At 47.1% G+C, this 13,917-nt stretch carries 12 protein-coding genes and 5 tRNA genes; 7 read left to right on the plus strand and 10 right to left on the minus strand.

All coding sequences use genetic code 11. The features are described 5' to 3' along the window. The 10 genes from H2R00_RS14000 to H2R00_RS14045 all read right to left on the minus strand — a co-directional run bounded on the left by H2R00_RS14000 (position 1) and on the right by H2R00_RS14045 (position 5,317). Entirely contained in the window at positions 1 to 1,317 is a 1,317-nt protein-coding gene (locus H2R00_RS14000) for a CdaR family protein (RefSeq protein ID WP_152848519.1), read from the minus strand. Continuing rightward, complete coding sequence (gene cdaA / locus H2R00_RS14005) at positions 1,310 to 2,131, minus strand: diadenylate cyclase CdaA (protein ID WP_154996412.1); 822 nt, start codon at positions 2,129 to 2,131, stop codon at positions 1,310 to 1,312. Before cdaA ends, H2R00_RS14000 begins: the two co-directional genes overlap by 8 nt. Before the next feature lie 165 nt (positions 2,132 to 2,296). After that, positions 2,297 to 2,917, minus strand: coding sequence for an anti-sigma-W factor RsiW (rsiW, locus tag H2R00_RS14010; protein WP_154996410.1), 621 nt, complete (start codon positions 2,915 to 2,917; stop codon positions 2,297 to 2,299). Positions 2,918 to 2,930: 13 nt separating this feature from the next. After that, entirely contained in the window at positions 2,931 to 3,494 is a 564-nt protein-coding gene (sigW, locus tag H2R00_RS14015; RefSeq protein ID WP_003178438.1) for an RNA polymerase sigma factor SigW, read from the minus strand. Between the two features lie 226 nt (positions 3,495 to 3,720). Beyond that, positions 3,721 to 4,635 (minus strand): arginase, encoded by a 915-nt coding sequence (rocF, locus tag H2R00_RS14020; protein WP_182069530.1) that lies wholly within the window; start codon positions 4,633 to 4,635, stop codon positions 3,721 to 3,723. A gap of 125 nt (positions 4,636 to 4,760) precedes the next feature. Further along, positions 4,761 to 4,832: transfer RNA gene (locus tag H2R00_RS14025), tRNA-Gln, on the minus strand. Between the two features lie 4 nt (positions 4,833 to 4,836). Then, a tRNA-Tyr gene (locus tag H2R00_RS14030) sits at positions 4,837 to 4,921 on the minus strand. 8 nt (positions 4,922 to 4,929) lie between these two features. After that, positions 4,930 to 5,002, minus strand: a tRNA-Thr gene (locus H2R00_RS14035). A gap of 59 nt (positions 5,003 to 5,061) precedes the next feature. Continuing rightward, positions 5,062 to 5,137 (minus strand) — tRNA-Val (locus tag H2R00_RS14040). A gap of 105 nt (positions 5,138 to 5,242) precedes the next feature. Continuing rightward, a tRNA-Glu gene (locus H2R00_RS14045) sits at positions 5,243 to 5,317 on the minus strand. Between the two features lie 184 nt (positions 5,318 to 5,501). Between H2R00_RS14045 and H2R00_RS14050 the strand changes: the two genes are divergently transcribed. The 7 genes from H2R00_RS14050 (at position 5,502) to H2R00_RS14080 (ending at position 13,898) form a co-directional block, all read left to right on the plus strand. Next, entirely contained in the window at positions 5,502 to 5,954 is a 453-nt protein-coding gene (locus H2R00_RS14050) for a 2-thiouracil desulfurase family protein (protein ID WP_182069532.1), read from the plus strand. A 174-nt stretch (positions 5,955 to 6,128) separates the two neighbouring features. Beyond that, positions 6,129 to 7,046 carry an N-acetylmuramic acid 6-phosphate etherase gene (gene murQ / locus H2R00_RS14055; RefSeq protein WP_182069534.1) on the plus strand — a complete coding sequence of 306 codons (918 nt, stop codon included), beginning with the start codon at positions 6,129 to 6,131 and terminating at the stop codon, positions 7,044 to 7,046. A gap of 18 nt (positions 7,047 to 7,064) precedes the next feature. Next, positions 7,065 to 7,922, plus strand: coding sequence for a MurR/RpiR family transcriptional regulator (locus H2R00_RS14060; RefSeq protein ID WP_182069535.1), 858 nt, complete (start codon positions 7,065 to 7,067; stop codon positions 7,920 to 7,922). A gap of 16 nt (positions 7,923 to 7,938) precedes the next feature. Beyond that, positions 7,939 to 9,306, plus strand: a complete 1,368-nt coding sequence (locus H2R00_RS14065; RefSeq protein ID WP_154996399.1) for a PTS transporter subunit EIIC — start codon at positions 7,939 to 7,941, stop codon at positions 9,304 to 9,306. 66 nt (positions 9,307 to 9,372) lie between these two features. After that, positions 9,373 to 10,722, plus strand: coding sequence for a penicillin binding protein PBP4B (gene pbp4b / locus H2R00_RS14070; protein ID WP_182069536.1), 1,350 nt, complete (start codon positions 9,373 to 9,375; stop codon positions 10,720 to 10,722). Positions 10,723 to 10,737: 15 nt separating this feature from the next. Then, positions 10,738 to 12,669, plus strand: coding sequence for a glycoside hydrolase family 3 protein (locus H2R00_RS14075; protein ID WP_182069537.1), 1,932 nt, complete (start codon positions 10,738 to 10,740; stop codon positions 12,667 to 12,669). Next, positions 12,669 to 13,898 (plus strand): exo-beta-N-acetylmuramidase NamZ family protein, encoded by a 1,230-nt coding sequence (locus H2R00_RS14080; protein WP_154996418.1) that lies wholly within the window; start codon positions 12,669 to 12,671, stop codon positions 13,896 to 13,898. The genes H2R00_RS14075 and H2R00_RS14080 overlap by 1 nt, the downstream gene beginning before the upstream one ends. Positions 13,899 to 13,917: the final 19 nt, after the last annotated feature.

The raw sequence follows: 13,917 nt of genomic DNA on the forward strand, positions 1-13,917 counted from the left end.
TCATGAAGGTTGTGAATCCTTTTCAGAATGATTCTCTTCTTCTTCATCCTGACCATTATTTTTTTCGTTTTGGGTTGTTTGAGATGAGATTTTCACTCGAATGCTTTGCCGCGGCAGCGACCATGTCATGTTCTGCGGTCCGTTTACTTCCAGCTTCACATTGTGCTCGCCATCATCGAGATCCGCCACATTGACATAGAGCTCGACGTCGGAAGGCTGAAGTTTTTCGATCGCGGCTGTCGAGCCCTTTGCCGTGATATCCAGCTTGCCTGACTTCGGATCGAGAAATTCAAGATCCCGGCTGTCATTCAGCCCCGCGGTTTTAATTGAAACGTTCTTCAGTTTTTTCTCTTCTTCCTTGTCAACTTTCACCTTGATTTTCACTTTTTCGGGTGACACTTTTTTAGCGCCGTCCGGCACTTTAATGTTGGCTTCCAACTCAGTGTCATCTTTCATTTTACTTAAATCAACCTCATCAGCCTCGACAAATTCTAACGAATCAAGAACATTTTGCGGCCCGTAGACGGTCACCTCTCCCGGACTAATATCGAGGCTGGAAATGCTGATACCGTCCGGAAGGCTCCCTTTCCGGTCAACTTTAACCGGAATCTTTTTGCTCGGGCTTGTCACAGGAACGGTGATTTTAACGACGGATGGACTGACTTCAACCGGCAGAATATTTCCGTCCCTGTCGTATACTGTTAGCTTGGCTTCTTTTTCAATCGTCTGGTCGACGCCCTCTAAATTGATCGTCGCCTTGATGTTCTGGATTCTGTCGATCACGGCTTTTGAGCCGGTGACGCTGACGTTTTTCGGGTTGATGATCGGCAGCTCCGGCGTATAGCCGTCTTTCATTTTGTTTTTATTATAAAAATCAACCTCAACCGGGAATTCCTTCGTCGTTTTTTCTTCGATGGTCACGGTTGTCACCGATGGATTGATGGTCAAGGTGAGACCGTCGGCAACATTTCTGGCCTTCAGCTCGACTTTGTGCCTGCCTGTTTTCAGGTGTTGCATATCGGCATAAATCTCAAAATCCTTCACTTGTCTGACCTTCTTAACGGTTCCTGTCGGGCCTTTAATCGTGACATTCACCGTCTGCGGCACGCCTGTTACGACGTAGTTTTCATCATCATAAAACGACTTAACCGGTATATCGGTGAGCGTCGCTTCGTCTGTTGTCGATGTCGGGAAAAACGATTCACCTGGTTTCTTCGGAGTCGGCGCTTGAGCGCTGTGGACTGCAAAGTAAAGAAGAAACGCGAACAATAACGCGACTACTTTGACAGCCCAGGGATTGTTTAAGAACTTATCCATTTTTCTTCGCCCTCCAATACCAGCGATTTGAGGAAGTTTCTCGCGAATTTTTCTTGAATTCCGCTTCAAGCATGTTTTTCAATGCCTCTTCCGATAAATCACGGTGAAGGTCTCCGTTTTTGGCGACGCTGATGCCGCCCGTTTCTTCGGATACGACAATCGTCAAACTGTCGGTCACTTCACTGATTCCCACTGCTGCTCTGTGCCTCGTCCCAAGCTCTTTTGAAATAAAAGGGCTTTCAGAAAGCGGAAGGTAGCAGGCAGCTGCAGCAACCTCATCATTTTTCATAATCACGGCGCCGTCATGGAGCGGTGTGTTCGGAATAAAGATATTGATCAATAGCTCAGAGCTGACCTTTGCATTTAAAGGGATCCCCGTTTCTATGTAATCGCCCATTCCCGTCTCCCGTTCAATCGTCAGAAGCGCGCCAATCCGGCGTTTCGCCATATATTTAATCGCTTTTGTAATCGCATCAATCGTTTTCTGCTGCTGCTCTTCCTCAGGTGTTCCGCTCCTCGAAAAAAAGCGCCCCCGCCCCAGCTGTTCCAGCGCTCTCCTCAATTCAGGCTGGAAGATGATAATGATCGCCAGGAAACCCCATGTGATCGCCTGGTCAACCAGCCACTGCAGGGTGCTTAATCCTAAATATTGACTGGCCAGCCTGACGAGAACAATGACCACGATTCCCTTTAAAAGCTGAACCGCCTTTGTCCCGCGGATGACCATCATTAATTTATATATTACGTACCAAACAAGGAGAATATCAACGGCATCGCCGAGGTACTGCAAGAAAGGGATATCCTCAAAAGCCATTTCCTCGTCCTCCAAGAATTCAGTCATTAGTAAGGTTAATATGTTTCAAAATGGTATGATCTATTATTTTTACATATACAGAGGCTATTATAGCACAAATTGATTTTCCAAGTGAAATGGCGGCCCCTCATAAAAAAAGAGCAAAGCTCATTCGCCCGCTTTGCTCTACTCTTTAGACTCCTTCACACCAAAAACCGATTTTCCGGTCGATTTGATCTTATACCAGATCCAGTCGAACACCTCGTTGATCTCATGGATCTGACCGGTGACTTGTCCTGCTGAAGCCGTATATTTTTCACCATTAACAATCGTGACATCGCCGTCGACTTTGCCCTCGATAATCAGCTTTCCGTTTTTAACGGTCACATCGCCTTTGACAACTTCGCCTTCAGGTACGATGACCGTGTTGTTTTTCACCACGAGATTGGGCTGGCTGGATACGCTGAAATCCTGATCGTTTTTCCAGCTGGAGAAGAAGCTGCCGCCCATTAAAATTATAAATAAAGCTGCCGCCACTAAAAACGGATGGGCTTTAAGCCATCTGTTGATCGATACCGTCCGCTTTTCCTTCGGCAGATTCGCCAGCACATTGGCTGTAAAGTTCGCCGGAGCTGTAAGATGCGACGTGCTCTGGACAAGAGCGATGGACTTTTCCATTTCATGAAGGTGCTTTCTGCAGCCTTCGCATGATTGGAGGTGCTCTTTTAATCGCGTTTCATCTTCCGGAAGTATGTCTCCGTCAAGGTATTTATGCATAAGCTGAACAATATGCTCCGGACAGCTCATTTCATCACCCCACTTAAAGATCCCTTAATTGTTTTCTGAGAGCCTCTCTGCCCCTGTGTATTCTTGTTTTTACCGTACCTACGGGAATATTCAAGATTTCACTGATCTCAATGAGTGAGAGCTCATCAATGTACTTTAATACGATGACCGTCCTGTATTTATCGGGAAGCCTTAAGATTTTTTCCTGGATGGTGCTGTGCAGCTCCAAAGAAACCACTTCATCCTCTGGAAGCGCAACATCCGCCGCAACCTGGGAATACATCGTCAGTCCTTCAGTCCCTGCCACCTCTGCATCCAAGTAATAGTCCGGCTTTTTTTTACGGATACGATCGATGGTCAAATTGGTTGCGATTCGATAAAGCCATGTGGAAAATTTCCGGTTGATATCAAAACTGTCGATATTCACGTATGCTCTGATAAACGCTTCCTGCGCAATATCTTCCGCCTCATGCGCATTGCCGAGCATACGGTAGCAAAGCTGATAAATTTTGTCTTTGTAAATATCCACGATGTCTGCAAATGCGTTACGATCGCCTTTTTTCACCTGTTTGATTCTTTTTTTAATCATTGTTTCCATATTTATCTAACCTCTGCCTTCACCGGTCTTTATGTATACGAATTGATTTTTATAAGGTTTCATTAAATTCATAAAAATAGTTTATCAAATTTTTGGCAGGGTGTAGATGCTTTGACAGGGATCATGCGCTTAATATTAGCTTAAAATTATTATACATCATAAACATTATGAAGTTGAGACTTCTATCATAAAAAAGAGCAGCCAAGTGGCCGCTCTTCAACCGCACCTAAAGCAACTTTTCGCCAAACAGCGACCCCATTAAGGCTACAGCCGCTTCCGCCGTCCTGTTTTTCTCATCCAATATCGGGTTGACTTCGACAATCTCAGCGGACGTAATCAGCTTCGATTCCTCCAGCATTTCCATAGCCAAATGGCTTTCCCTGTAGCTGATGCCTCCCGCTACCGGAGTTCCGACACCCGGCGCATCGTTCGGATCAAGCGCATCTAAATCGAGTGACAGATGGACACCGTCCGTCCTGCCGCGCAAATAGTCTATTGTTTCTTCCATCACCCTCGTCATGCCGAGGCGGTCGATTTCGTGCATCGTATATACTTTGATCCCTTTGTCGCGAATCAATTCTTTTTCCCCGTCATCAAGTGACCTTGCACCGATGATGACGATGTTCTCAGCTTTGATTTTCGTTTCTTTTCCATAGATGCTTGTCAGCCCTTCATGGCCGATTCCCAGGCTGATGGCGAGCGGCATGCCGTGAATATTGCCTGAGGGAGACGATTCTTTCGTATTTAAATCGGCATGGGCATCATACCAGATCACACCCAGGTTTTGATAATGCTTCGCAAGGCCGGCAAGCGTTCCGATCGCAATGCTGTGGTCACCGCCTAGCACGAGCGGAAAAGCTCCCGAAGCCACGATATTATCGACTGTCTCAGCAAGTTTGGCACTCGCTTTTGTAATCGCTTTCAAATTTCTCAGCTCTTCAGATGCCGGCTCCCCGCCTTCTTTCTCATCCTCTCTTTGCCCGATCGTCATATCGCCGAGGTCTTCAATATCCTGACAAAGGCTTTCCAACCGTTCATTAACACCGGCACAGCGAATCGCGCTCGGTCCCATATCGACTCCCCGCCTCAGCTGACCGAGATCCATCGGTACGCCGATCATTGAAATCTGCTGTTTTAACATATGATATCCCCCTTTCAGATCTTCATTGTACCTTCCAATTCAGAATTGACTCAACAAGACATTTTTTTGAATAGTTATACAAAAAAGACAAAATAAAAAGGACATCCGAACAGGATGTCCAAAAACTGGGCTAGCTGGATTCGAACCAGCGCATGACGGAGTCAAAGTCCGTTGCCTTACCGCTTGGCTATAGCCCAATAATGGTGGAGGGGGACGGATTCGAACCGCCGAACCCTGAGGGAGCGGATTTACAGTCCGCCGCGTTTAGCCACTTCGCTACCCCTCCAAAAACAGTGCCGGCCAGAGGACTTGAACCCCCAACCTACTGATTACAAGTCAGTTGCTCTACCAATTGAGCTAGACCGGCATGATATGGTATCTTATGCAGTTACCGGCGCGGTTGTGACAAAAACCGATCCGAACAAATGGTGGAGGATGACGGGATCGAACCGCCGACCCTCTGCTTGTAAGGCAGATGCTCTCCCAGCTGAGCTAATCCTCCGAAGTACAGGACGTACAAGTGCATGCGTTGCAACAGGACGTTGCGCCTTTAGCATGCCTTCCTTTTAAAAAATCCGGCATTCGCAGCGTGCTGTCCAAAAAAGAATGGTGACCCGTACGGGATTCGAACCCGTGTTACCGCCGTGAAAGGGCGGTGTCTTAACCACTTGACCAACGGGCCATCAGCGTGTTTCAAGCAGCTCTCGTAAAGCTGACAAAAGTTATTATATACAGGTTCCTCCCCATTTGTAAAGGGGTAAATTAAAATTTTTATTTTCAAATTTTTTATTCATAGACATTGAGAAAAGCGCGGAAATTTTGTTTAAAATAGGGCTATCTGATATGCAAGAGAGGGGACACGAAAAATGATACTGGTAAGTTCATGTCTGGCCGGGGTGGAATGCCGCTATAATGGATCGCACAGCTATGTCGGGAAAATCAATAAGCTTGTTGAAGAAAAAAAAGCGGTGATTGCTTGTCCCGAGCTGCTCGGCGGATTTCAAACACCAAGGGAACCGGCCGAAATTATAGGCGGGACGGGAGAAGATGTTTTAGACGGCAGGGCGGTGATTAAGACACAATCGGGAAGAGACGTAACAGACCTGTATATAAAAGGGGCTTATCAAACATTGGAGATGGCAAGGCAAGTCAAGGCTGATACGATCGTGCTGAAGGAAAACAGCCCGTCTTGCGGCAGCGGCCATATATACGATGGAAGTTTCTCAGGCCAAAAAATAGCCGGCAACGGCGTTACTGCGGCACTTCTGAAAAAAGAAGGCTTCCGCGTGATTTCCGAACATCAAATAGACGAGCTGTAATACCTGGACATAAGCGCAGTTCATCTGCGCTTTATTTTATTTCGGCAATCCGATGTTTAGAACTTCTTTGAAACAAAATTTTAATATTCATCTTTTATTATTGAAATAATATTCCATCCTTAATATACTGAAAATTAAGAAATATATATACTTCATGATCAGGAGGATTTGTCGATGGAAAACAGCTATTTAGGTTCCTTAACGACCGAACGCCGGAATGAAAGATCCAAGCGCATTCACCAGGCAGAAACGATCGATATGTTGAAAATCATGAATGATGAAGACAAAACGGTGGCCGAAGCTGTACAACAAGTCTTACCAGATGTTAAGACCGCCGTTGACTACGCCGTTGGGTCGTTAAAGAAAGGGGGACGGATCATTTACATCGGTGCCGGTACTAGCGGGAGGCTCGGCGTACTCGATGCAGCGGAATGCCCGCCGACATTCAGCATATCTCCCGAGTCGGTCATAGGCATTATGGCGGGAGGAGAAAAAGCTTTGTATCAAGCCGTCGAAGGCGCTGAAGATCATGAGGCATTCGGCAGACGGGATTTAGAAGCCGTTAACCTCTCAAACAATGATACCGTCATCGGAATCGCTGCCAGCGGCCGGACTCCTTACGTCCTCGGCGCCCTGAAGTATGCCAAGGAAACAGGTGCCAAGACTGTATCACTGACATGCAACGAAAACTCGGCGATCAGCCAGGCGGCAGATCACAGCATAGAAGTGGTCGTCGGCCCTGAAGTCATTGCCGGGTCGACAAGAATGAAAGCCGCAACCGCTCATAAAATGATTTTAAACATGATCTCAACGGCGGCCATGATCAAAATGGGAAAAGTCTATGAAAACCTCATGGTAGACGTAAAAGTAAGCAATGACAAATTAAAGGAGCGGGCGATTCGCATCATCCAAACGGTTACAGGTGTTCCAAAAGAAACGGCGGCGCAAGCACTGGAAAAGTCCAATAACCAAGTCAAAACCGCAATCATCATGCTGAAAACAAACGAAGATGCGGCCGCTGCCGAAAAGCTGCTGGAGAAATCAGAAGGCGATATCGAAAAGGCCCTATCCTTTTATGAAAAACAATCTTAAATAAGAAAGGAAGAAACAATGGCTGCAGGAGGATTGGAAATCATTCAGAATATGCTTCACAAATTGCCGCAATCTGAACGAAAGCTTGCCGAATACATTTTGAAAAACCCTCACGAGGTCGTAAACGGCACCATTCAAGAGGTGAGCTCTTCGGCAAAGACAAGCGGGGCGGCGGCGATACGGCTCTGCAAATCTCTGGGGCTGAAAGGCTTTCAAGATTTAAAAATGAGGGTCGCCGGTGATTTAATGAAGCCGTCAGATCAGGGATACCGGGATATCGAACCGCAGGAGCCGCTCCATTCAATCGTTCAAAAAACAACCAGCAATTCAATTCAGGCCATTCGCGATACCTTTGAAAACATTGACCACGAAGATCTTCAAAAAGCGATTCAAATATTGATCACCGCAGAAACGGTTCATTTTTGCGGGATCGGGGCTTCAGGAATCGTCGCACAAGATGCCCAGCAGAAATTTTTGCGCATCAATAAAAAGGCCACTGCTTTTAGTGATATGCATCTTGTCGCGACATTAATCGCCAATGCCGGCGAGCATGATGTTCTGTTTGCCATATCCCATTCAGGAGAAACGCAGGAAATCGCCAATGCAGTCAGACTCGCCAAAAAACATGGGATTAAAACCATTGGACTGACGCGGTTTGGACAGTCTGCTGTCTCTTCATTAAGCGATATCGCCCTATATACGTCATGCTCAAATGAAGCGCCGTTTCGCAGCGCTGCCACCTCCTCTCGTTTAACTCAGCTTTACATGATTGACGTTCTGTTTTTAGGCATGGCCGCGGAGGGCTACGAGGACATCATTCAGTATATTGATCAAACAAAAGCGGCCATCCGCATGATGGGAATGAGCGAATTGTAAAAAAGGGGGATATAAAATGAGCGATGAGAAAAAATATGCCGGCCTGGCAAAACTGATTTTACAACACATCGGCGGCCCGTCTAACGTCGCGGATTATACCCATTGTATGACGCGCCTGCGCATCACGCCTGTCAACAGAAAAAAAACCGACATCGACTCAATCAAAGCGCTTGAAGGCGTAATTGGCGTAGTTGAGGAGGAAACGCTGCAGATTATCCTTGGCACAGGCGTCGTACAGCACGTATCAGACGAGTTCGGGAAGCTGCTTAAATCCGCAGAACACGTTGACTTAAAACAATCCGCAGCCAACCATAAAGCGGAGCTTTCCAAGAAAAACGCGACGCCTTTTAAGCTGTTTCTCCGGCGGATCGCAAGCATTTTTATACCGTTGATCCCCGCTTTGGTCGCCTCAGGCTTGATTACCGGAATCACCAAAGCCGTTATCCAAGCAGGCTGGCTCGCGGAAACGTCACAAACGGCCATTATTTTAACGGTAATAGGTTCAGGTTTATTTACGTATTTGGGCATCCTGGTCGGGGTCAATACGGCGAAAGAATTCGGCGGCTCCCCCGCACTCGGCGGATTAGCCGGTATTTTAATCATTAACCCGGCCGTTGGTGACATTTCGCTTTTCGGTGAAGCGCTTTTGCCGGGACGCGGCGGTTTAATCGGCATTTTATTCGCAGCTGCATTTATCGCTTTTCTCGAAAAACGGGTCAGACGCCTTGTACCTCATTCACTCGACATCATCATCACACCTACAGTCTCCCTTCTCATCACAGGAATCGTCACTTACGTTGTCTTCATGCCTGTCGGCGGCTTGATATCCGATGCCATTACGTCAGGACTTCTCGCCATCTTAGATCTCGGCGGCATTATCGCCGGCTTTGTACTGGGCGCCACCTTCCTTCCGCTCGTCGTAACCGGACTGCACCAAGGACTGACACCCGTTCATATGGAATTAATCAATTCAATCGGCGATGACCCGCTGCTGCCGATTTTGGCGATGGGGGGTGCAGGGCAAGTAGGTGCCGCTTTTGCGATCTATTTCAAAACGAAAAAAGCAAAGCTCAAAAGAGCCATTGCCGGCGGACTGCCGTCAGGCCTGCTCGGCATCGGTGAACCGCTCATATTCGGTGTGACCCTTCCGCTCGGACGTCCGTTTTTAACCGCTTGCCTCGGCGCCGGAGTAGGCGGAGCCTTTCAAGCGTATTTCAAAATCGCGACCGTATCGATAGGTGTATCAGGACTTCCTTTGTCATTTTTGGTCCATACCCACCAAGTTCTTTTGTATATTCTCGGTTTGTTTATTTCCTATGCTGCAGGCTTTTTCTTAACATACTCTTTTGGTTTCAAGGACGATATGGCAGTTGAATTTGATTAAACGTTTGTTTAAAATTCCCACTATACATTTTTTAACAGAAAGGAGTGAAGCAAGCTGAAAAAGTTTATGATCAGCACAGCCGCGTCGTCCCTATTGTTGCTGACATGCTTTTTTCCGCTCCCGTCATCAGCACAGATTGCCATTGCGAACGAGACAAAACAGCGGCTGACATATCCTGTTTTAACGAAGGCGAAAACGCCTGAAGAAGCCGGTTTTTCTTCGGAAAAGCTTAAAGCTGTGGACCGTCTGATCGAACAGGATGTCAAAGCGGGCTTTCCCGGCGCTGCCCTTATTTTGATGAAAGACGGAAAAATCGTCAAAAAAGAAGCATACGGCTACAAGCAGAAATACAACGGCCTCACGGCGCTCAAACATCCGAAAAAAATGAAAACAAACACGATGTTCGACCTCGCCTCCAATACAAAAATGTATGCTGTCAATTTTGCCTTGCAGCATTTAGTAAGCACCGGAAAGCTTGACTTGAACAAAAACATTTCACATTATCTCCCTGATTTCAAGGATCACCCGGAAGACGATGTAGAGGGAAAAAACCGGCTCCGCATCATTGATTTGCTCCATCATAACGCAGGCTTCCCTGCAAGCTGGAATTATTACGACCCGAAATCAGCCGGACACCTCTACTCTCAATCACGGAGCAAAACGCTTGAATATCTTGTCAAAACCCCCTTGTCATATGAACCCGGCACAAAGCAAATTTACAGCGACATCGACTATATGCTCCTCGGGCTGATCATTGAAAAAATCACAAACGAGCGTTTAGATACCTTTGTTGAAAACCAATTTTACCGGCCTCTAGGGTTGCGGCATACTTTGTTTAATCCGCTCCAAAAGGGCTTTAAACCGTCGCACTTTGCAGCTACGGAACGAATGGGAAACACCAGAGACGGTACCATTTCGTTTCCAAACATTAGAACTTACACGCTTCAAGGGGAAGTCCACGATGAAAAAGCGTTCTATTCAATGGAAGGCATCTCTGGGCATGCCGGCTTGTTTTCCACCGTTGACGACGCAGCAGTGCTCCTTCAAGTCATGCTGAACGGCGGCGGTTACGGGAGACAGCATCTATTCAGCAGTTCGGTCATTTCACAATTTACAGAGCCGTCAAAAACAAATCCCACATATGGACTAGGATGGCGGCTCAACGGCAATACCGATATGGAGTGGATGTTCGGCAAGCACGCCAGCAGCAAAGCATACGGCCATACCGGCTGGACGGGAACCGTCACCATCATTGATCCCGTGTATCAAATCGGCATTGTGTTGTTAACCAATAAAAAGCACTCTCCCGTCATCAACCCTAAAGAAAACCCGAATCAATTCGAAGGTGATGAATTTGCAACCGGAAAGTACGGCAGCGTCATTACAGCTGTTTACGAGGCGTTAAATTACCACTAGGAGGCGACCCTTTACATGAATAGATTTCTTCAATGCGCGTTAATTGCATTGCTGTTATCGTCTCTCGCTTTGCAGCCCGCCGCTCGCGAAGCAGAAGCCAAACAGCAGCCGGAACAACACCTTAAACAAATGGTCAGCGGCATGTCGCTTGAAGAGAAAATCGGGCAAATGCTGATGCCTGACTTTAGAAACTGGAAGAAAAAAGGGGAATCGAGCGCCAAAGGATTAACAGAAATGAATGACGAAGTCGCGGGAATCATTCAAAAATACCGGCTCGGCGGCGTCATTCTTTTTGCTGAAAACGTCACAGGCACAGAGCAGACCGTACGGTTAACGGACGGCCTGCAAAAAGCGAGTCCTGACATTCCGCTCTTTATTACGATCGATCAGGAAGGCGGGATTGTCACCAGACTCGAATCAGGCACAAACCTGCCCGGCAATATGGCAGTCGGTGCATCAAGTAGCAGCAAAAATGCCTTCAGATCAGGAAAAATCATCGGAAAAGAATTAGTATCACTGGGCATCAACGTGAATTTCAGTCCTGTTCTTGATGTCAACAACAATCCAGACAACCCTGTAATCGGCGTCCGTTCTTTCAGTTCCAAGCCTGAGCTGACTTCAAAGCTCGGCATCCAGATGATGAAGGGCCTTCAGGACGAGCAAATGATCGCCACAGCAAAGCATTTTCCCGGACATGGCGATACAGCGGTTGACAGTCATTACGGGTTGCCGCTTGTTCCGCATGATGAAAAAAGGCTGAGAAGCGTTGAACTTGCGCCATTTCAAAAAGCGATCGCTGCAGGGATTGACATGATCATGACAGCGCATGTCCAGTTCCCCGCCTTTGACGATACAACCTATAAAAGCAAAAAAGACGGCGAGGACATCATGGTGCCTGCAACGCTTTCCAAAAAAGTCATGACAGACCTTCTCCGCAAAGACCTCGGCTTTAAGGGCGTTGTTGTAACAGACGCTTTAAATATGAAAGCCGTTTCTGATAATTTCGGACAGGAGGAAGCCGTCGTCATGGCTGTCAAAGCAGGAGTCGACATCGCCCTCATGCCCGCGCAAGTCACATCACTTGAGACCGAAAAAAACCTGGCGCGTGTATTCGAAGCTCTTCTGACGGCCGTTAAAAAAGGGGAGATCCCCATCGAACAAATCGATCAGTCGGTGGAGCGAATCCTTCGATTAAAAATAAACCGGGGCATCATCGATCACACCGGTTCCGAACCGCTTCAGAAAAAAATCAAATACGCCTTGAAAACGGTCGGCAGCAACAAACACGTGAAATCCGAAAGGAAAATGGCGAGAGAAAGCGTCACCATCCTTAAAAACGACAAAAGCACTTTGCCATTCAAGCCGAAAAAAGGGGACACCGTCCTCATTCTGGCCCCATATGAAGAGCAAACAGCAGCAATCGCAAAGACCATCAGCAAAATAAAGAAAAACATCAAGGTGGTCGAATCCCGATTTGCAGAAAAATCGTTTGATGAAGAGATTCAAAAGAAAATTGACGAGGCTGATTATGTCATCACAGGATCTTACGTAGTCAAAAACGATCCGGTTGTGAACGACGGTGTCATTGATGACAGCATTCAAGACTCAAGCAAGTGGGCAACTGCTTTTCCGCGTGCCGCCATGAAATACGCACAGGCCAACGGGAAAAAATTTGTCTTAATGAGCCTGCGAAACCCTTATGACACGGCAAATTTCGAAGAAGCTAAAGCCGTGATTGCAGTATACGGCTTTAAAGGCTATGCAAACGGGCGCTTCAGGCAGCCGAATATCCCGGCCGGAGTAGAAGTTATCTTCGGAAAGGCAAAGCCTAAAGGAACATTGCCCGTAGACATTCCTTCAGTCACACGCCCCGGAGAAATCCTTTACCCTTACGGCTACGGATTGAATATTAAAAACGGCAAGCCGCTTCACAAAGGAGGGTCATGATGAGAAAAAAAGCGATCTGGCTGCTTGCGGGAATGTTTGTCTTCAGTACATTAACCGCAGCAGCTGCCTTTCCGGACAAAGAAAAGAAAGCAAAGGTCTCACCGGGTATTGAAGTGCTCATGAACAAGAAAAGCATGTTAAAAGGAAAAAGGGTCGGTCTCATCACCAATCCAACCGGTGTCAATTCGACGTTAACAAGCAGCATCGATTTGCTTCACCAAGCCCCCGGTATTGAGCTGACCGCCCTCTATGGTCCAGAGCACGGTGTAAGGGGAGACGCTCAAGCTGGCGATAAGGTTGACTCTTATATTGATGAAAAAACCGGTCTCCCTGTCTACAGCCTCTACGGAGATACAAGAAAACCGACACCAGAGATGTTGAAAAACGTTGACGTCCTGCTATTTGACATCCAGGATGTCGGAACACGGTTTTACACTTACATTTACACAATGGCATATGCGATGGAAGCGGCAAAAGAAAACGGTATTCCATTTATCGTTCTTGACCGCCCTAACCCGCAAAGCGGCTTAAAAGTGGAAGGACCTGTCCTTGATTCGGATTATTCTTCATTCGTCGGAATGTATCCGATCCCTTTAAAGCACGGAATGACGGCAGGAGAACTGGCAAAGCTGTTTAATGATGAATTTAACATCGGCGCCGATTTAACCGTCATCAAAATGAAAGGCTGGAAGCGGCAGATGTTCTTTGAAGATACTGGTCTTCCTTTCGTCCTGCCTTCCCCGAACATGCCGACGCCGGATACGAGCATCGTCTACCCGGGCACAGGTTTAATTGAAGGAACCAACATGTCAGAAGGAAGGGGCACGACAAAGCCATTTGAATTAATTGGTGCGCCCTACATGAAAAGTACGGAGCTCGCCGAAAAATTAAACGGTCTAAAGCTGCCTGGCGTCCGATTCAGAGCCGCCTCGTTCACTCCGACATTTTCAAAGCATCAAAATAAACTGTGCCACGGGGTCGAGCTTTACGTGACAAACCGATCCGCTTTTAAGCCTGTAAATACCGGTATCGCGATCATCAAAACCGTCCATGACCTCTACCCGGACGACTTTGAGTTCCTCCCTTCAGGCAATTTCAACCGTCTGATCGGGAACGGATGGGTGAAAACAATGATTGAGCAAGGTGCTTCAATTGATGAAATCGTCAAAAAATACGAAGCAGAGCAAAAACGGTTTATGAATATCAGAAAGAAGTATTTGCTTTATTAGGAAGAGCGGGAGCCGCTCT

Source organism: Bacillus haynesii (genome assembly GCF_014042035.1).
GTDB classification, from domain to species: Bacteria; Bacillota; Bacilli; order Bacillales; family Bacillaceae; genus Bacillus; species Bacillus haynesii.